The sequence below is a fragment of the Streptomyces sp. NPDC085596 genome, from assembly GCF_044541565.1.
Taxonomy (GTDB): Bacteria; Actinomycetota; Actinomycetes; order Streptomycetales; family Streptomycetaceae; genus Streptomyces.
In genome coordinates this window covers 209,764-228,466 of record NZ_JBITTC010000004.1, presented here as the reverse complement: position 1 = coordinate 228,466, position 18,703 = coordinate 209,764, and the positions used below count along the sequence as shown (strand labels likewise).

Sequence of the window (18,703 nt, the reverse complement as noted above, 5' to 3'; positions counted from 1 at the left end):
GCAGGGCGCCGCCCGGCACCGCGCTCAGGCGCCGGGCGAGCCCGAACGGGGCGATTCACGGGCGGAGTTGGCCCGTGTGTTGTGCGGGGTGGTGGACTCACCGAAGCGCAGGTCGCGCCCCTCACGGCGGAACAGGTCACTGACGAAGGCGTCGAGGGCGTCGATCTCCTCCTCGCGCGAGTAGATGTCGACGAGGGCCGAGCGCTGCTCCTGGTCGATGGTCTTCTGCCGGTCGAACCACGCCTGGTCGGTGGGCGCCTGGGGCAGTTCGTCGAACTCCTTCTGCGTACGGACGTGGAAGCTCTCGACCGGTTCGAGGACGGCCGGGCCGCCCTCCGGGTCGTCGTGGGGGTGGTAGACGACGAAGACCAGCCCGTCCACGGCGCCGTCGGCGATCCGCTTCTTCAGCTCGGGCCACTCCAGGGTGCTGAGCACGCTGGAGCCGACGGTGCCGTCCAGGGCGTGGGCGGTGACGGTGCCGGTGAGGGACTGGACGTATGTCGTCGACAGGCGCTTCCAGAGCGCGGCCAGGGCGTCGGAGGCGCTCCAGTTGGGCAGGCCGAAGAGGAGGCCGTCGAAGATGCGGCCCTGGACGGACGCCTCCAGGACCACGCCCCGCCCCACGCTCGCGTCCTCCGTGGGAATGGCCGAGTTCATCTTGGCCCAGAGCTGTCCGTGTTCCGCCGAGGCGCCGGCGACCCGGTCGAGCGACTCCTGGAAGCCCTCCTTGCCCTGGTGCCGGGCGTACCAGGAGTACTGGACGCGGTGGCCCTGCACCCGGGGGTCCTGGAATCCGGCGATGATCCGGCCGATGGCGCCCCCGTCCACCCCGGTGGGCCGTCCGGCCCGCATGTCGGCCTCGATGTTGTCGAGGAAGCCCTCGATGCCGGAGGTGAAGCCGTCCATCGTCTTCAGCGCCTCGATCCTGCCGATGCGCTGGAGGAGTTCGGCCCTGTCCTGGGTGAACTTGATCTGCCGCCGGTCGGCCGGTGTCATCGAATGGGCGGACGCCTGTGAATGGCCCGAGTCCTGGGAGCCCTCGGTCCGTTGCGACTCCTGGGACTTCTGCGAGGCCCGCGAGGGCGGTCTCGAGGACTCGGGCGAACGCTGCAGGACCGCGTCGGACCGGGCGTGCTCGACCAGCCGGGACACCGCGGAGTTGCCCGCCGATCGCTGGAGCGCCAGGAGCGGCGCGGCCGGTGTGCCGGTGGTGGCGGGGCGCGTCCCGTCGGTGCCGGGGCCGTGCGTTCGGTCCCGGTCCGTCCCGTGCCTGTGTGTTCGCAACGCGCTCCCTCACCCGACTCGAGCGGAACCGGATCATCGTGGCGATCCCGCTCCGGCGCTGAGAGGGGATCAAGCCAACTTTGATTCGTCATGAATGGCGTCTACACGCGGTTACCGAGAGATATTCAGCCAATACACCCGAACATAGCCGAGCAAACCGGTCACAAGATCGACTGGTCCGGGGGTCCGTTTTCAGGACGCCCGGCCCTGTCGGCCCTTTGCATCACGGCGCGTGTCGATGAGCATGTCCGTGACGCCCAAGTCACCTGGTGCTGGTGAGCACCCCGCTGACGTTGAGCACCTCATGACACTCCTGAGCCCGCCTGCCGGTGGCAGGGGTGCCCGGCTTGGCACAGGTGACCTGGGCGGTGACCGTGTCGTTCGCGGCGATCCTGATGGGGGTGACCCAGTGATAGTCCTGGTTGCGGAAGGTCTCCAGCGCGATCGTCGTGATCTTCCGCTCGCCGAAGTTGATGGTCAGCACCCCTTCGTCGCCCTGGAAGTTGGCGACGACGATGTCCGTGATCCCGAACTCCTTACCCGCGGGCACGGTGTAGGTGCCGGTCTTCTCCGCCCCGCCGGCCGTCTGCACGTCGATGGTGGCCGAGCCCTGCTGGCCGTCCGCGACACCGCCGCCACCGCCGGGACCGGTTCCGGTGCCCGTACCGTCGCCGCCACCGGTGCCCGGCTGGGTGCCCGCGCCGCCGCTGCCGGCGCCGGGCTGCCGGCCGTCGCTTCCGGTGCCCTGTCCCGACTGCTCGCTGCCGCCGGGAGTGGGCCGCTGCTGGACGACCTCGTCGGCCGCCTCCTTGGCGGCGCTGCGCACGGCGGGCCGCACCAGGGTGAACCAGGCGAGGAGCAGGGCGATCAGGGCGGCGAGTACGGCGAGCAGCCACTTGGGGAAGACCGGGATCTGGACGAACTCCGCGTCCAACGGCGTGCGGATGGTGTCGGCCGGCTCCGGCTGCGCCGCCTCCGGTTCCGCCGTCTCGGCGACGGTGACCGTGAACGGCCAGATCACCGGGGCGCCGAACCACACCGGCTTGCCGATGCGCGCCCGCAGGCCGACTTCCGCCGACTCGCCCGGTTCCAGCTTCTGTTCGGCGGGCTTGACGGTGAAGCGCAGTTCCTCGCCGGGCTGGGCGGGGGTGAAACCCAGTGTCACGGGGGCGTTGCCCTCGTTGCGCAGGGCCAGCCGGTAGCGGCCGCGCAGCCAGCCCCGGCGCCGGCGCGGGGCGATCTCCGCGCGCAGTTGCCGGAACTCCTCGACCCGGACGGTGGATTCGGGCACCCGTACCGCCTCGGGGTGCTCCGTCGGCAGCACGCGTACGGCGAGCGGCAGCTCACCGGCCCGGACCTCGGGGGACCTCGGAGGTTCGAGTCGGATGGTCACCGTCTCGGAGGTCCCCGGATACAGGGACACGCGCGCGGGCTCCACCGTGGCCCAGGCCGCGCAGTCGCCGACCACCTCGAGGCCGTATGCCTCGACGATGTCGCTGTCGTTGCGGACGGTCAGGGTGGTGGTGGCGAGGCCGCCGGGCGTCACCGACACCGCGGGGATGTCGGAACCGGGCGCGCCGGGGCTTGGAGTGGGTGCTGGAGACGTCACACGGTGACCGTATGACTCGACTCCCTCCCCTCCGAGAGACGCGAGGGCAAGTCACCGGGCAGCCTCGGTGCCCCCGTCAGCGCTCCCCGACTCCCCTTCGGATGAAAGCAGTTGGCCCCCAGGACAACGCGCGGGGCCCACACCCGCCTCCCGGTCCCGCACGTGCTCCACGGCGCGCCGCGCCGCCCCACACGTTCAACGGAAACAGGAACTCACCACCATGAGCTGGCCCCAGGCCACCGGCCCCGCCCCCGTGCCCCCCTCGGCGCACACCGCCCCCTGGACCATCCCCGCCCAGAGATCCGAACGGGTCTCCGTCGCGGTCTACGCCCCCGACCCCGTCCTCTACGTCGGCATCGTGCAGCAGCTGCGCCAGCGCCCCGAGATCGAGCTTGTCGAGGCCGGGGAGGCCGACAGCGCCCAGGTCTCCCTGGTCGCCGTCGACGCGGTGGACGACGAGACGTCGGCGCTGCTGAACCGGCTGCGGCACAACCCCGCGACCCGCACCGGCCTGGTGGTCGGCACGTTCGAGTCGGGGGACGCTCTCCAGCGCGCCATAGACAACGGTGTCGCCGCGGTGCTCCGGCGCGCCGAGGCCGACCAGGACCGGCTGCTGCGCCTGGTCCTCGCCATAGCCAACGGCGAGGGCGTGCTGCCCGGCGATCTGCTGGCCAAGCTGCTCAGCCATGTGGGCAGCATGCAGCGCTCGCCGCTCGATCCGCGGGCGGCGTCGCTGTCCACGCTGGCGCCGCGTGAGGCGGAGATGCTGCGGCTGGTGGCGGAGGGCCTGGACACCGGGGAGATCGCCCGCAAGACCGCGTACTCCGAGCGCACGGTGAAGAACGTGCTGCACGAGGTGATCACCCGGTTACAGCTGCGCAACCGTGCCCACGCGGTGGGCTATGCCCTGCGCAACGGCCTGATCTGACAGGTGTATTGACCACCGGCTGTCGGCACACTGCCCGAAAGCCCCTCCGCCCCTTCCCCCGAGAGCGTCCCGTCGGCCCTGCCGCACCAGGGACGGCGGCGCCCAGGATGGCGGGCGGTTGTGCGAGACGGAGTGCGGACGGTGAGGTGGGCCCGTGACGGGCACGGACAAGGCCGGCGGGTGGCGGTACCCGCTGGAGCGGATCGGCTTGGCGTTGCTGCTGCTGGTCCCCCTGCTGGCGGTGACCGCGGCCGCCGGTCCCGGCACGGCGAAGGCGCGCCCGCGAGCCGGTGACGGGACGGTGACGCGGATCGCCTTCGCGGGCACCCGGCACCGCAGCCTGGGCCGGGTGGCGACCACGACGTCCAGCACCCCGCTGTTCGGTACGGGGGCGACCCACTACGACGTGCAACCCTCGGCACTGGGCGACCAGTTGGTGTTCGCAAGCCGCCGGGACGAGCGCGACCCGCAGGTCTATCTCCGGGCCGCCGACGGCTCCGTACGCAGGCTGACCAGCGGCCGGGACGCGGCGCATCCGCGGCTGACGCCGGACGGCCGGGCGGTCGTCTTCGACTCGGCCGAGCCCGGCGGCCCCGGCGGTACGACCCAGCGCGACCTGTGGCTGGTACGCACCGACGGCACGGGCCTGACCCGGCTGACCGACACCCCGGCCGACGAGGAGTGCCCGACGCTCTCGCCGGACGGGCAGCGGCTGGCGTACTCCAGTGACGCCGATCCGCTCGTCGGGCAGCAGATCTATGTGCGCCCGCTCCAGGGCGGCACCGCGAACCGGGTCACCGATCCGGCGAACGGCACGGCGGGCGAACCGGCGTGGAACCCCGTGGACGACGCCGAGAACCGGGACATCATCGCCTACACCGCGACCGGCGCCGACGGCCCCGAGCTGCGCTGGACCAGCGGCAGTACGGGCGGCGGCGGTCCGCTGCTGGCCGGTACGCAGGCGGGCTGGCGTACCCATGGGGCAGCGTGGTTGCCCGACGGGGACGGTCTGCTGTTCCTCAGCCCGGACCGCACCTGCGACTGCGAGGGCGACTGGGACCATGTGTTCCGGGTGCCCGCGCACTCCGAGGACACCCCGTCCCTGGTGCTGAGCGAGAACCGCGAGGTCGGCACGGTCACCTGGCTCGGGCCGCCGGACGGCGGCGGGGCCGTGGTGGACCGCACCACGGCCGCCGGACCGCATGTGGTGACCCTCCAGGACATTCGCGCGGACGGCTCCGATCCGCGCGATCTGGACCGGACGATCCTGAACGAGGACCCGGCGGCCGACACCAACACCGATCCGGCGAAGGACCCGCTCTTCGAGCCTGCCGCCGGGTTCGACCCGTGGACGGAGCGGCAGAACTACACGCCGGACGGGCGGCGGATCGTGCTGACCCGGTTCGAGGACTCCGACGACGGCCGGATCGAGCGGATCTGGCTGGCCGACGCGGACGGGGCGAACGCACGGTTCCTGCCGCTGGCGGGGCGTGGGCCCAGGGACTGGGACACCGACCCCACGTTGTCCCCCGACGGCAAGTCCCTTGCTTTCCGGCGGACTTCGCCCGGTGGGACCGGGGACGCGGCCGGGCCGAGCCGGGTGCTCGTCGCGGACGTGGCCACCGGGGCGATCCGGGGCACGATCACCCCGCCGGCCGGTCAGGCGCAGGGCACCGACGCCCAGCCGACCTGGTCGTCGGACGGCACCCGGCTGGCGTTCACCCGGACGCAGGTCATCGACGGCAACGGCGGCAACAAACACATCTGGACCGTGCCGGTGAACCGTCTGGACCAGCAGCGCGACCTGAGCGCCACCAACTGCCCCGGCGCCTGCGACGTCATCGACGACAGCCCTGCCTTCTCCCCCGACGGACTGACCATCGCCTTCAACCGCAAGGCCGGCGGCGGCCGTGTCGACCAGCAGGGCGGTCTCCTGCTCAGCTCGGTGTCGGGCGACGACTGCCGGGTGCTGCTGCCCGCCGCCGCCCGCGGTCTGCCGGGCGCCTGTGGCCGGGACCTGCCGGACGCCTCGGCCACCGGTCCGTTCCAGCCCCGTGACGCCGCCTGGACGGCCGACGGTACGGGCCTGGTGTTCAGCTCACGCGCCGAACTGGCGGCCAACAGCCCGGAGAAGCTGAGCCGGGTGGACGTGGACTCGGGTGCCCTGACTCCGCTCACCGCCGGGCTGGCGGGCCGTCAGAAGGAGCCCTCGGTGCAGCAGTCCGTGGACCTGGCGGTGCGGGCTCCGGACACCTCGGGCGAGGTGACCGTCGGCCGTACCGGCACCGTCCGCGTCGATGTCGTGAACCAGGGGCCCGCGGCGTCGCCCGGCACCCGGTTCACCGTGGCACCGCCTCTCGGGGCGACCGTCACCGGGCTGACCGCGCCCGGCCGGAACTGCGACGTGGACGGGCTCACCTGCGACCTGGGCGTGGTGCCGCCCGGCGCCACCGTCCCGGTGACCGTCACCGTCACCGGGGTCACGCCCGGCGACCAGCCCGTGGACTGGTCGGTGACCGGCGCCGTGATCGACCCCGACCCGAGCGACAACACCGACCGCACGGTGGTCCCGGTACGTGAGGCGCCCGCGCCGCCCGACCCGACGCCGACGCCGAGCCCGACCCCGCCCGCTCCGACGCCGCCCACCACGCCGCCGGTGCCGCCCGCGCCCCCGGCTCCCCCGGCACCCCCGGTTCCGGAACCCCCGGCGCCGAAGGCCGGCCCGGGCGTAACGGTCACCGCGAACCCGAACCCCGGCTATGTCGGCGGCCGCGTCGTCGTCACGTACACCGTCCGCAACGGCCGCAACGCCCTGGCCACCGGGCTCCGGCTGCGCATCGGGCTGCCCGCGAACGTGCCGGACAACGGGCGCCCGCCCGGCTGTGACGCCAACTGGCTGTGCGCGCTGCCCGATCTGGCGCCGGGTGCCCGCAGCACCCTCCAGGTCGTGCTCAGCCCGAAGAAAGCGCTGACCGCCGAGGTGACCGGCACCCTGACCACCACCGGCACGGACGCCGACCGGAGCGACAACTCCGCCCGGCAGCGGCTGCGTGTCCTCCAGCCCCGGATCGTCGCCGTGCCGCCGATCGGCAAGCCCGGCTTCGTGACCTCGGTGCGCGGCAAGGACTTCCCGCCGGGCGTGCCGGTCCGGTTCCGCTGGAAGCCCGGCATCACGGCCGCCGCCGCGCCGACGGTGCCGCTGCCGGACGGCACGTTCATCGGACAGCTCCTGATCCTCGCCAAGGACCAGACGGGCCCGCGCACCATCACCGCGAGCGGCCCCGGCTTCTCCCCGGTGAAGACGGACTTCCTCGTCGTCAACGGCAGCGTGCAGCCCCCGGACGAGGTGACCCGCCGGTGATCCACGAGGTCGACGAGGCCCTGCGGGGCCTGCTGGAGGAGTCCGGGCTCGCGGCCTCGGGCGTCGAGGTGGTCTTCGACGCGCCGACCAGCGACTGGGCGGCCCGGCGCAGCGCGCCCACGGTGAACGCGTTCCTGTACGACATCCGCGAGGACAACTCCCGGCGCAACAGCAGCGCGGGCGAGATCTACGACGAGGACGGCTTCGTCGTCGCCCGCCGCTCGCCCGCCCGCTGGTTCGAGCTGACGTACCTGGTCACCGCGTGGGCGAGCCGCCCGCAGGACGAGCACCGGCTGCTGTCCCAGGTGCTGTCCACCCTGGCGTCCACGGACACCCTGGCCCCGCATCTGCTGACCGGCACGCTCGCCGAACTGGGCCTGATCGTGGGCCTGGACGCGGGCGGCACCGGTCTGGACGCCCCGGCCGCGTCCGATGTGTGGTCCGCGCTCGGCGGCGAGCTGAAGCCCTCGCTCGGGGTACGGGTACGGGCGCCGCTGGCCGGTATCGAGCGGGTCGCCGCGCCGCCGGTCACCGAGGGGGTGGTCGTACGGTCGGTGCCCCGATCCCAGCCGGACGAGGCGGAGTCGGCCCGCCGGCTGCGCTACACGGAGATCGACGACCCCGGCGGGGAGGGCTTCGGCGGCTCCCGGGAGCGGCGGCCCGCGCCCGCCCGGCGCCGCAGGAGAGGCGACCGTCAGCCATGACGCACACCGTGGAACCGGAGCTGTGGCGGCGGCTGCACACCGTGGAGGAGCGGGTGCGGAAGGCGGTCGCCGCGCGGCGGGCCATCGACCCCGACCCGGACGACCCCTACCGCGGCCAGTACCTCACTCCCGAGGCGGCACAGCGCGTCCTCGACACCCGCCGCGAACCGTCGTCCGCGGAGCCGGAGCAGCCGGCCGAGGACTCTCCGCTCGGCCTGCTGGCACGGGACTTCGACCTCACCCCGCTCGATCTGGACCTGCTGCTGGTCGCTCTGGCCCCCGACCTGGACGCCCGCTTCGAGCAGCTCTACGGCTATCTCAACGACGACCTCACCCGGCGCCGGCCCACGGTCGGGCTGGCCCTCGAACTGTGCGGGCACACCGGGCTGTCCCCGGCCCGCTTCCGCCTCTCCCCCGGCGCGCCGCTGCTCGCGGGCGGCCTGCTGGAGGTCCAGGAGCCGGAACGGCCTCCGCTCTCACGGGTGTTGGCGGTACCCGACCGGGTGACCGCGCATCTGCTGGGCGACACCGCGCCGGACGCCCGGCTGAGTTCCGTGCTCGGTGAGCACACGGCCGACCCGGCGGCCGACCTCGAACTGGTCCGGCGGGCCGCCGGGGCGGCCCGGAGCGGCACCGGCCATGTGCACCTGCGGGCAGTCGGCGGTGCCCCCGAGGGCCTGGCGGACGCCGCCCTGCGCGAAACGGGCCGCACACCGCTGGTCCTGGACGCGACGGCCCTGTCCCGGCACGCCCGCGACCTGCCCGGACTGGCCGCGGCCGCCGCCCGCGAGGCGCGCCTGACCGGTGCCGGGGTGGTGCTCGGCCCGCTGGACGACCTCCCCGACAAGCCGTCCGAGCGGACCCACGTGCTGCGCACCGTGTGCGCGGCGCTGTCCGGCATCCCGCTGTTCACCTACGGCGCCCAGGTCTGGGACCCGGCGTGGGCCTCCCGTACCCCGGTGTCCCTCGCGGTGGCGACGTCCTCGCCGGAGCAGCAGGCCGCGCGGTGGCGGTTCGCGCTGGAGGCGGCCGGCGCCCCGGCGGACGGATCGGGCGGCGAGGAGCCGGCCCGTGCCGTGGCCGCGCACCGTCTCGACTCGGGGCAGCTCCGGCGGGCGGCCGACGCGGCGGTGCGTACGGCCGTGCTGGCCGGGCGTCCGGTGGGCGCGGAGGACGTACGGGCCGCGGTGCGGGCGCAGAACGGCGCGGGGCTGGCCCGGCTGGCCCGCCGGGTGGAGCCCGCGGTCGGCTGGGACGACCTGGTGCTGCCGCCCCGGACCCTGCGGGGCCTGCGCGAACTCGCGGTGCGCGCCCGCCACCGCGACCAGGTGCTCGGCCGGTGGGGGATGCGGCCGGGCGGCGGCCGGGGGCGTGGCGTGATCGCGCTGTTCGCCGGTGAGTCCGGCACCGGCAAGACGATGTCCGCCGAGGTGGTCGCCACCGACCTGGGCATGGATCTGTACGTGGTGGATCTGTCGACCGTGGTCGACAAGTACATCGGGGAGACGGAGAAGAACCTGGAGCGGATCTTCACCGAGGCGTCGGCGGTCAACGCGGTCCTGCTGTTCGACGAGGCCGACGCGATCTTCGGCAAGCGGTCCGAGGTGAAGGACGCCCGCGACCGGCACGCCAACATCGAGTCGGCGTATCTGCTGCAGCGCATGGAGTCCTTCGACGGTATCGCCGTGCTGACCACCAATCTGCGGGCCAACCTGGACGAGGCGTTCACCCGGCGGCTCGACGTGGTGGCCGACTTCCCGATGCCCGACGCGGCGCAGCGGCGGGCGCTGTGGGAACGGTGTCTGGGCGAGCGGCTGCCGCGCGCCGCCGACGTGGACCTGAAGTTCTGCGCGGACCGGTTCGAGCTGGCGGGCGGCTCGATCCGGTCGTGTGCGGTGACGGCCGCGTATCTCGCGGCGGAATCCGGGAACGAGCTGACGATGCGGCAGGTGGTCGAGTCGGTCGCGCAGGAGTACCGCAAGCTCGGCCGGCTGGTCCTGGCGGCCGAGTTCGGTTCCTGGCTCGCGCAGGTCACGGGCGCCTGAGCCTGCCTGCGCGGTGCGGCGCGCCCGCCCGCGCGGGCAGGGCGGTTGCCCCCGGACAGGGCCCGATGTCCCCTGCCGACGGCGGCGGGCGGAGGAAAGGGTGAGGGGGACCCGGACCGCAGGACCGTGAAGGAGCGAGCATGCCGACGTACCTCACCCCAGGCGTTTACGTGGAGGAGGTGCAGTCCGGTGCTCGCCCCATCGAGGGCGTGGGCACCGCGGTCGCCGCGTTCGTCGGCTTCGCCGAGGACGGGCCGTTCCACGAGCCGACCCTGGTGACCAGCTGGGACCAGTACACCCGTCTGTTCGGCGGTTTCGCGCAGGGCGCGTACCTGCCGCACTCCGTGTACGGCTACTTCGCCAACGGTGGCGGCTCCGCCTACGTCGTACGGATCGGCGGCTCCGCCGACGACTCCTCCGCCCCGGCCGGGAACGGCGACGGCGCGCGGCGCGAGCAGGCGGCACTGGCCGTCGAGGTGGGCGGCTTCCAGATAGCGGCCAGGCCCGGCGTGAGCGGCGTGTCCATCGAGGTCGCCGACCCGGAGGGCGAGAACCCGCCGGAGGACCGCTTCCGCGTCCTGGTCCGCCAGGGTGACCAGGTGGTCGAGACCTACGACGCCTCGACCCGCCGGAACGTCAAGGGCTATCTGCCCACCCAGGTCCGCGCCTCGAAGCTGATCGAGGTGACCGAGCAGCGTGGCGCGAGCCAGACCAGGCCGACCGCGCAGACGGTGGCCGTGCCGGACGCCCCGGCGGCGCCGGCGCCCGCCGCCTCCGGTGCGGTGCCCCGCCTGGACCCGGCCGAGTACGTCGGCGACGTGGACGCGCGTACCGGCTTCGCCGGTCTGGAGAGCGTGGACGAGATCACGATGGTCGCCGTCCCGGACCTGATGAGCGCCTACCAGCGCGGTGACATCGACGCCGAGGGCCTGCGCACGGTGCAGCTCGCGGTCATCTCGCACTGCGAGCAGATGGGCGACCGGGTCGCGGTCCTCGACGCCCCGCCCGGCCTGTCCGCACAGGCGGTCCGCAACTGGCGCAACGACGAGGCGGGTTACGACTCCCGCTACGCCACGCTCTACTACCCGTGGGTGCGGGTGCTGGACCCTGCCGCCGGGCGCAACATCACCATCCCGCCGAGCGGGCACGTCGCCGGTCTGTGGGCGCGCAGTGACGCCGAGCGCGGGGTGCACAAGGCGCCGGCCAACGAGGTGATCCGGGGCGCGGTCGACCTGGAGCTGCGGCTGAGCAAGGGCGAGCAGGACCTGCTCAACCCGATCGGCGTGAACTGCATCCGCACCTTCCCCGGCCGCGGTGTGCGGGTGTGGGGCGCGCGCACCCTCTCCTCCGACCCGGCGTGGCGCTACCTGAACGTGCGCCGGCTGTTCAACTACCTGGAGGAGTCGATCCTGCTCGGCACCCAGTGGGTGGTGTTCGAGCCGAACGACGACCGGCTGTGGTCGAGCATCCGGCGCAACGTCAGCGCCTTCCTCACCGAGGAGTGGCGCCGGGGCGCCCTGTTCGGCCGGACGGCGGCGGAGGCGTTCTACGTCAAGTGCGACCGGGACAACAATCCGCAGGAGTCCATCGACCAGGGACGCGTGGTCTGCGAGATCGGTGTCTCGCCGGTCAAGCCGGCCGAGTTCGTGGTGTTCCGGCTGGCGCAGTTCTCCGACAGCACCAGCCTCGTCGACGAGTGACCCCACTCGCTCCCCCACCTACCCACCCCAGAAAGGTGACAGAAAGTCATGGCTGAGGGCGATGCTCTTTCCACCCATATCTTCGGCGTCCAGCTCGGCGGCTACCTGGTCGAATCCATCCAGGAGATCAGCGGCCTGAGCGTCGAGGAGGAGGTGGTCGAGGTCCGGCAGGTCAGCTCCGAGGGCAAGCAGATCATCCGCAAGCAGCCGGGCGCCCGCCAGGCCGGCGAGATCACGATCACCCGGGGGCTCGACCAGAGCAGCGAGTTCACCTCGTGGATCAAGGAGACGCTGAACAACGGCGCGGTGGACACGGCGCGACAGAACCTCACCATCGAGATCAAGGACTCCACCGGTGAGACCGTGCGGCGCATCCAGCTGATGCAGGGCTGGGCGTCCAAGTGGGAGGGCCCGTCCCTCAAGGCGGGCGAGTCGTCGGCCGCGACCGAGTCCGTGACCATCGTGTTCGAGGAGATCATCGTCGAATGAGGCGCCGTACGGTGACCGCGGGCAACCTGGACGAGATCCTCCAGGCGACGGCTCCCGCGAAGGGCGAGGCCGAGGCGGTGTCCAAGCCCTTCGCGCCCACTCCCCCTCCGCGCCAGGAGCCCGCGCTGCGCACGGAGTTCGAGTTCGAGCTGCCGCGCGGGTACGTCGACGAGGCGGGAACCGTGCACCGGCACGGGTCGATGCGCCTGGCCACGGCCCGCGACGAGCTGCGCCCGCAGATCGACCTGCGGGTCAAGGAGAACCCCGCGTATCTCAGTGTCGTGCTGCTCAGCCAGGTGATCACCCGGATCGGCACGATCACCGATGTGCACGCGGGGGTCGTGGAGCGGATGTACGCGACCGATGTCGCGTTCCTCCAGGACTTCTACCGGCGCGTCAACAGCGAGGGCCACACGCGTGCGGCGGTCACCTGCCCGCACTGCGAGGGCGGCTTCGAGGTCGACCTCTCGGGTGGGCGCCTGGGGGAATCGTGACGTACGCGCTCCCCCGGCTGCGGGAGGAGATCGCGTACGTCGCCTACCACTTCCACTGGAGCCGCGAGGAGATCCTCGACCTGACCCATGGCGAGCGCCGGGAGTGGGTCGGCGAGATCGCCCGCATCAACACCCGCGTGAACGAAGGCGGTTGACCGCATGGGATGGCGAGACAGGGCGCGTCGGTCCCGGCGGCCCGCCGTCGAGAGCTCCGGCCCCGGTCCAGTGGAGCAGGCGCCGGCCGGCGTCGGCGTGCCCGAGGGCTGGGACGGTGGCTGGCGTGCGGCTTCCGCGCCCGAACTGACGCTGGCTCGGGCCCCGTTGGCGGTCAGTGACGGTCTCGGCTTCCGTGCGGGGCTGGCCGCGTGGCGTGACCCGTCGTTCGACACGGGGCTCGCGCACGGGGTGCTGCCTTCGGCTCCGGCGGGGCTGGTGCGGGGAGTTGCCCGGCCGGCTTCGGGCCCCGGGGAGACGTTCAGTGGGGGCGGGCCACTGCTGTTGCGTGCGGTGCGGCGGGAGGAGGCGGAGGAGGCCGGGCCTGCGGGTGGGGAGCGGCTGGAGAGGGTGGTGGCCGGGCGTCCCAGGCGGGCGGAGCGGGCGGCGGGTTCCGGCTCGGTGTCCAAGGGGGGCGCCGGGACTGGGCGTGTCGACGTGCCTGCGGTGCGGCGGCGTGGGGATGCGTCGGCGTCTCAGGGTGCGGAGCCTGTCGAGGGGCAGCGGGGGCTCACGCCTGTGTCGTCTCCGGCTGTGCTCGGCGCGAGCGCATCGGAGCCCGCGGTGCAGCGGGCGACGACGCCGGATGCGGGGGCACGGGCGCTTCCCGTTGTGCGGCGCGTTGCGGTGGTGGACCCCCGTACGGGTGGGGCGGCACCGGCCATTCCGCCAAGTCCCTTGCAGACACGCACTGTTTCCGTCCCGGCGCCATCCGGCACCGACAGCGGGCGAACCGTTGCCCCCTCCAAGACTTCCGTTCGTCCGCTCCCGGTGGGCCGGTCGCTGATCGTCGCTCGGCGGCCTGTCGGTCCGGTACGCCGTGTGGCTCCCGTACCTACCGCCGCTCCGAAGGTGGCCGAGCCCGATTCGCCGGCCGAGCCGCAGCCGCAGGCCGCGCAGCCGGAGAAGGCGGCGGTCCAACGGCATGAGGGGAGCCGTCCGCCGCTGGGCGCGCCCTTGCCTCAACTCCCGCCGACAGCCGTGCCGATGAAGCAGGGCACCGTCGAGGGAAGCACTCCGGTGCCTGCGCTTCCCGTGGTCCGGAGCCGGGCGGAGGCGACGACCGGGGATCGGCAAGTGCCGTCCACCGAGCCCACCCGGCGAGCCGAGGTGCCGAACCCGCGTACCCGGACGGGCCTGGGAGCACCGCTGTCGGAGCTGCCTCCGACGGCTGACGTGCCCGGCAGCCGGCGGCGGTCCGGCCGGAACCCGGTGCAGCGGGCCGCCGCTACGGCACCTCAACAGCCGTCACAGAAGCCTCTGTTGGGTGGCGAGCAACCAAGCGGCGCCGGCGAGCCGACGCCTGCCACCGCCACCACCCCGACATCACCGCCCGACGCCCTCGTCCAGCGCCGCACGACCACGGACCCCGTGCCGACCGTCGACCCCGCCAACTCGGCGCCCCTGACGGTGGCCCGTACGACCGCCCCCGCGCACGAGAGGCCCGACAGCGCCCTCCAGGACACCCCCGCGCGCCGCACCCCCACACCCGAGGAAACGCGTCGCACGGCTCAACGCGCCCCGGCGACCCCGGCCACTCCCCGCACCCAGGAACGCCCGACCCTCGGCGCCCCGGACCGCCACAGTCCCGCACCCTCGGCGGCCGACCACCCTGCACCCGGCGCAGGCCAGGGCGCAGTGCCCCTGACCCCGGCGCGTCCAGGGACCCCCGCCCGTCAGGCGTCCGGCACCGACCAGGACTCGGCAGCGCCGGCTCCAGCACGTCCCAGCACGTCCGGCCCCGGCCAAGGCTCAGTCCCCCTGACCCCCGCACGCCCGGTCACGCCTGCCGTCCAGGCATCCCGTACCGGTCGGAACCCGGCACACCCAGGCACTCCCACTCACCACGCGTCCGGTACCCCCCAGCCTCCGGCAGCCTCGGCTCCGGCACGCCCCGGTACCCCGACCCGCCGGGCGCCCGGCGCACCCGGTACCGCGCAGACCTCGGCACCCCGTACACCCGGCGCCACCCCCACCTCGGCACCCCGTACACCCGGCGCCACCCCCACCTCGGCACTCCGGACCCCCGCACGCCAAGCCCCCGGCAGCACGCCCCTGGTCGTAGCCCGGTCGGTGACCCTCACCGGCCGGCCCACCCCCACAGCCACGGCCACCCCCTCCCCCACCCTGAGCCTCCTCCCCGGCCGCCCCCTCACCCTCAGCACCGAGGCGGCACCCCCCATAGCCGCGCCCACCCGGCGCAAGACCGCCGAACGCCCGGTGGTAGCTGCCCGCTGGGCACGCGAGACGACCGGGGCCCAAACCCCGACCGCCGTCCAGCGCGCCCCCCAGTCCCCGGTCACCCCCTCCCCCACCCGCACCGCCCGCCCCACCCCGTTGGCCGCGACCCCCAGCGTCCCCGCCCCACGCCCCCTCCCGGTCACCGCCCCCCAACCCCCCGCCGTGCAGCCCTTCCTGGCGAACGCCCCCACCCGCGGAGCCACCTCGCCGAACCCCACGCCCCTGGTCCGCCCCTCCCCGATCCAGCGAGACACCGGCGGGGCCCCCACCCCACCGAACCCCACATCCCCGCTGGTCCGCCCCGTGCACATCCAGCGGGACCCAGGCGGCGGAGCCCCCACCCCCGCCGCTCAGGGCAAACCCACCACCACGCCCCCGCAGCAGCAGACCCCCACCTCCTCCACCACCACCCGCGCCAAACCCCCCGCCCCGGAATCCGCCCCCGACCTCGACGACCTGGCCCGCCGCCTGCTGGACCCCGTCTCCCGTCTCCTGCGCACCGAACTGCGCCGGGGCAGGGACCGCACGGGCCGTCCCTTCGACGGCCGTCGCTGAACCCCACGCCACCACCGAACGCACCACGGACGGACCACGAGCAGCATGACGGACAACATCTTCGCCACGAGCGTGTTCTTCCGGCTCGCCATCGGCGGCAACGACCTCGGCGCCTTCCACACCTGTTCCGGGATGGGCGCCCAGGTCGAGATGGAGACGTACGCGGAGGGCGGCAACAACGGGTTCACCTGGCAGTTGCCGGGCCGGGTCACCTGGTCGAACATCACCCTCACCCGGCCGGTCACGGCGGACACGGCGAAGATCGGCCGCTGGCTGGACGAGACGCTGCGCCGGGTGGAGCCCAAGGACGGCGAGATCGTGGCGCTGCGTCCCGACCTGAGCCGGATCATCGGCTGGCAGGTGTACGGGATCGTGCCGGTGCGCTGGCAGGGCCCGTCGTTCGACCCGGCCAGTTCGCAGGCGGCGGTGGAGACGCTGGAGATCGCGCACGAGGGGCTGGTTCCTTCCTGACCGCCCGCTCGCCCCGCGAAAACGACGTCTCCCAGGAAGGAACCACCTCATGTCCCCATCGGGCCGCGCCAGCCGGGCCAGGGCTCAGCTCACGCTCAAGGAGCCGCCGGCCTCGGTCGGCGCCCGGCCCGGCGGCACGCTCGCGCGGCTCGACCTCCAGTTCAACCCGTCGACGCTGGAGCTGAGCAAATCCACCGAGTGGCGGCGCACTCCGGCGCGCATGGCGGGCGAGTCGGCGCTGCCGGAGTTCGTCGGCAGTGGCCCGCGGGTGCTGAGCCTTGAGGTGTTCCTGGACGCGACGGCCACCCACGACAACTCCGTGGAGCAGGCCGTGGAGAAGCTGATGAAGGCATGCGTGCCCACGCAGGCGAGCCTCGGCCGGAAGAAGCCGGCGAGTCCCTGGGTGCGGTTCGAGTGGGGCACGGCGCGTACGACGTCGTTCGACGGGGTGCTGTCCAGCCTGTCGGTGTCGTACACGCTGTTCGACGTGGACGGGAAACCGCTCCGGGCCACCTGCTCGCTGTCCATCGAGGAGGCGAGCGTCGACCCGCCGGGGCAGAACCCCACCTCGGGCGCGCGGACGGCGCGGAGCACGCACACGCTGGTGGCGGGCGACAGCCTGGCGATGCTCGCCTGGCGGGAGTACGGGGACGCGACGGCCTGGCGGGCGATCGCCGAGGCGAACGGCATAGACGACCCGATGGCGCTGGAGCCGGGGACCGAACTGGTGGTGCCCGGGCTGCGGGACGCCGGGTACGAGGAGGAGTTGTGACGGCTGCCGAGTCGGGGGACGTCCGGTCGTTCGCGGCCGATCCGGTGGTCGAGGCACCGGGAGAACTGCCGGGGACCTGGGCGACGCAGCTGGTCAGCTGTGTGGTCGAGGAGAGCGTGGGGCTGCCGGACACGGCGGTGCTCACCTACCGCGATCCGCAGCACGAGTTCCTCGCCGCGACCGGTGTCACGATCGGCACGCCGCTGCGCGTGTCGGTGGTGACGGTGAAGGGCCAGGCTCGGGAGCCGCTGTTCAGCGGCGAGGTCACGGCGCTGGAGCTGGACCGGGACGGCACCGGCACGTTCACCGTCGTACGGGCGTACTCCAGGGCGCACCGGTTGCAGCGCGGCCGGAAGGTGGTGGCGTACCGGAACATGACGACGGCGGCGATCATCCGCAAGGTCGCCACCTCGGCGGGCCTCGCTTGCGGCAAGGTGGAGGCTCCCGCGGTCACGCACAAGCAGCTTTCGCAGGCGAACGTCTCCGACTGGGACTTCCTGCGGTATCTGGCGGGCGAGTGCGGTGCGCAGGTACGGGTGGACGACAAGGGGGTCCTGCAGTTCACCCGCCCGGTGAAGGCGTCCGGCGCACCCTCCCCGTCGACGCCCGCGACGCGCAGCCCGCTGGTGCTGGAGTACGGGCGGAACCTGCTGGCGCTGCGGGCGTCGCTGTCGATGGCGGACGCGGCGCAGAAGGTGCAGGTGCGCGGCTGGGACGCGACCACCAAGCGGGCCGTGGTGGCCGAGCAGGCGTCCATCACCAGCGGCACGGTCGTGCCCGGCCTGAACCCGGCGTCGGTGAACCGGTTCGGGAAGAAGACCCAGGTGACGGTGGCCGACACCCCGTACCGCACGCAGGCGGAGGCCGCGGCGGTGGCACGGGCGACGGCGGAGCAGGTGAGCGCTTCGTACGGTGACCTGGAGGCGCTGACCACCGGCAATCCGGCGCTGCGCGCGGGCAAGCCGGTCGCGCTGGGCAATGTGGGTCCGGCGTTCTCGGGGCGGTACACGGCGACGGCGGTGCAGCACGTCCTGGAGCCGCACGGCGGGTACCGGACGACCCTGTGGGTCAGTACCCGCCCGGACCCCTCGCTGACCGGGCTGACCGGTGCCGGTGCGGGCTCGCGCGGTCCGCGCATTCCAGGGCTGGCGATCGGTGTGGTCACCGACGTGCGCGAGCCGCACGGCGCCGAGCAGGGCGCGGTGCGGCTCAAGTTCCCCTGGCTGGACGACACTTACGTCTCGGACTGGGTGCGTACGGTGCAGTGGGGCGGCAAGGGCGGCGGCGGTGTGGTCAGCCCCGAGGTCAACGACGAGGTGCTGGTCGGGTTCGAGCAGGGGCTGCTGGACAGCCCGTACGTCCTCGGCGGGCTCTACAACGGGGTGGACAAGCCGTCGAAGCATGACGTGCCGCTGATCGACAAGACCAGCGGGAAGGTCAACCGGCGTTCCTTCGTGTCGCGTTCGGGGCACCGGCTGGAGCTGCTGGACGCGCCGCGGCCGGGTCCGTCGGGGTTGCGCCTGGTGACGGCGGACAAGCGGCTGGAGGTCCGGATGGACGACCGCGAGGACCGGATCGAGGTGACCGTGTACCGGTCGCCGGGGCAGGTGGGGACGTCCGTGGTCATGGACAAGCAGGACATCACGCTGAGTGCGCCGAGGGGTCAAGTGACCCTGCAGGGGCGGCGGGTGGTGCTCGAAGGGCAGTCGCGGGTGTCCGTGTCCGGGCGCGCGGTGGCGGTGTCCGGGCGCTCGTCGGTCGAGGTGGACGGTGGTCTGCTGGGTGTCCTGAAGGCCAAGCTCATCCGGATCAACTGAGCTGTCCCGCACGCCTGTTG

The 18,703-nt window shown here is 73.4% G+C and carries 14 protein-coding genes; 12 read left to right on the top strand and 2 right to left on the bottom strand.

Features of this window, described 5'->3' with window-relative positions:
* Window positions 1-24: 24 nt before the first annotated feature.
* Together ACIGA3_RS14175 and ACIGA3_RS14170 are read right to left on the bottom strand one after the other, a co-directional pair.
* Complete coding sequence (locus ACIGA3_RS14175; protein WP_399714517.1) at window positions 25-1,284, bottom strand: hypothetical protein; 1,260 nt, start codon at window positions 1,282-1,284, stop codon at window positions 25-27.
* Between the two features lie 262 nt (window positions 1,285-1,546).
* Window positions 1,547-2,893 carry a hydrolytic protein gene (locus ACIGA3_RS14170; RefSeq protein ID WP_399714514.1) on the bottom strand — a complete coding sequence of 449 codons (1,347 nt, stop codon included), beginning with the start codon at window positions 2,891-2,893 and terminating at the stop codon, window positions 1,547-1,549.
* A 220-nt stretch (window positions 2,894-3,113) separates the two neighbouring features.
* Between ACIGA3_RS14170 and ACIGA3_RS14165 the strand changes: the two genes are divergently transcribed.
* The 12 genes from ACIGA3_RS14165 (at window position 3,114) to ACIGA3_RS14110 (ending at window position 18,683) form a co-directional block, all read left to right on the top strand.
* Window positions 3,114-3,821, top strand: coding sequence for a LuxR C-terminal-related transcriptional regulator (locus ACIGA3_RS14165; RefSeq protein WP_399714512.1), 708 nt, complete (start codon window positions 3,114-3,116; stop codon window positions 3,819-3,821).
* Between the two features lie 154 nt (window positions 3,822-3,975).
* Window positions 3,976-7,182 (top strand): hypothetical protein, encoded by a 3,207-nt coding sequence (locus ACIGA3_RS14160; protein WP_399714509.1) that lies wholly within the window; start codon window positions 3,976-3,978, stop codon window positions 7,180-7,182.
* Entirely contained in the window at window positions 7,179-7,886 is a 708-nt protein-coding gene (locus tag ACIGA3_RS14155; protein ID WP_399714507.1) for a DUF4255 domain-containing protein, read from the top strand. The genes ACIGA3_RS14160 and ACIGA3_RS14155 overlap by 4 nt, the downstream gene beginning before the upstream one ends.
* Window positions 7,883-9,931 carry an ATP-binding protein gene (locus ACIGA3_RS14150; protein WP_399714505.1) on the top strand — a complete coding sequence of 683 codons (2,049 nt, stop codon included), beginning with the start codon at window positions 7,883-7,885 and terminating at the stop codon, window positions 9,929-9,931. The genes ACIGA3_RS14155 and ACIGA3_RS14150 overlap by 4 nt, the downstream gene beginning before the upstream one ends.
* A gap of 140 nt (window positions 9,932-10,071) precedes the next feature.
* Window positions 10,072-11,631: a phage tail sheath family protein gene (locus ACIGA3_RS14145; RefSeq protein ID WP_399714502.1), complete on the top strand. Its 1,560-nt coding sequence runs from the start codon at window positions 10,072-10,074 to the stop codon at window positions 11,629-11,631.
* Window positions 11,632-11,679: 48 nt separating this feature from the next.
* Entirely contained in the window at window positions 11,680-12,120 is a 441-nt protein-coding gene (locus tag ACIGA3_RS14140) for a phage tail protein (RefSeq protein WP_030803419.1), read from the top strand.
* A complete protein-coding gene (locus tag ACIGA3_RS14135; RefSeq protein WP_399714499.1) occupies window positions 12,117-12,614 on the top strand; it encodes a hypothetical protein in 498 nt (165 codons plus the stop codon). Before ACIGA3_RS14140 ends, ACIGA3_RS14135 begins: the two co-directional genes overlap by 4 nt.
* The gene (locus ACIGA3_RS14130) at window positions 12,611-12,769 is read left to right on the top strand and encodes a DUF6760 family protein (RefSeq protein ID WP_399714497.1); all 159 of its coding nucleotides are present in this window, start codon (window positions 12,611-12,613) and stop codon (window positions 12,767-12,769) included. Before ACIGA3_RS14135 ends, ACIGA3_RS14130 begins: the two co-directional genes overlap by 4 nt.
* 2,131 nt (window positions 12,770-14,900) lie before the next feature.
* Window positions 14,901-15,623 carry a hypothetical protein gene (locus ACIGA3_RS14125; RefSeq protein ID WP_399714495.1) on the top strand — a complete coding sequence of 241 codons (723 nt, stop codon included), beginning with the start codon at window positions 14,901-14,903 and terminating at the stop codon, window positions 15,621-15,623.
* Between the two features lie 45 nt (window positions 15,624-15,668).
* Window positions 15,669-16,094 (top strand): phage tail protein, encoded by a 426-nt coding sequence (locus tag ACIGA3_RS14120; protein WP_031181814.1) that lies wholly within the window; start codon window positions 15,669-15,671, stop codon window positions 16,092-16,094.
* A gap of 49 nt (window positions 16,095-16,143) precedes the next feature.
* Window positions 16,144-16,866: a LysM peptidoglycan-binding domain-containing protein gene (locus ACIGA3_RS14115; RefSeq protein WP_244334868.1), complete on the top strand. Its 723-nt coding sequence runs from the start codon at window positions 16,144-16,146 to the stop codon at window positions 16,864-16,866.
* On the top strand, window positions 16,863-18,683 hold the full coding sequence (locus ACIGA3_RS14110) for a VgrG-related protein (protein ID WP_399714491.1): 1,821 nt from the start codon (window positions 16,863-16,865) through the stop codon (window positions 18,681-18,683). Before ACIGA3_RS14115 ends, ACIGA3_RS14110 begins: the two co-directional genes overlap by 4 nt.
* Window positions 18,684-18,703: the final 20 nt, after the last annotated feature.

What these genes read in the sequence shown, in the direction of transcription:
- ACIGA3_RS14165 (WP_399714512.1), top strand. Translation starts at nt 3,114, where the DNA reads ATGAGCTGGCCCCAGGCCACCGGCCCCGCCCCCGTGCCCCCCTCGGCG.
- ACIGA3_RS14150 (WP_399714505.1), top strand. Translation starts at nt 7,883, where the DNA reads ATGACGCACACCGTGGAACCGGAGCTGTGGCGGCGGCTGCACACCGTG.
- ACIGA3_RS14145 (WP_399714502.1), top strand. Translation starts at nt 10,072, where the DNA reads ATGCCGACGTACCTCACCCCAGGCGTTTACGTGGAGGAGGTGCAGTCC.
- ACIGA3_RS14140 (WP_030803419.1), top strand. Translation starts at nt 11,680, where the DNA reads ATGGCTGAGGGCGATGCTCTTTCCACCCATATCTTCGGCGTCCAGCTC.
- ACIGA3_RS14135 (WP_399714499.1), top strand. Translation starts at nt 12,117, where the DNA reads ATGAGGCGCCGTACGGTGACCGCGGGCAACCTGGACGAGATCCTCCAG.
- ACIGA3_RS14120 (WP_031181814.1), top strand. Translation starts at nt 15,669, where the DNA reads ATGACGGACAACATCTTCGCCACGAGCGTGTTCTTCCGGCTCGCCATC.
- ACIGA3_RS14115 (WP_244334868.1), top strand. Translation starts at nt 16,144, where the DNA reads ATGTCCCCATCGGGCCGCGCCAGCCGGGCCAGGGCTCAGCTCACGCTC.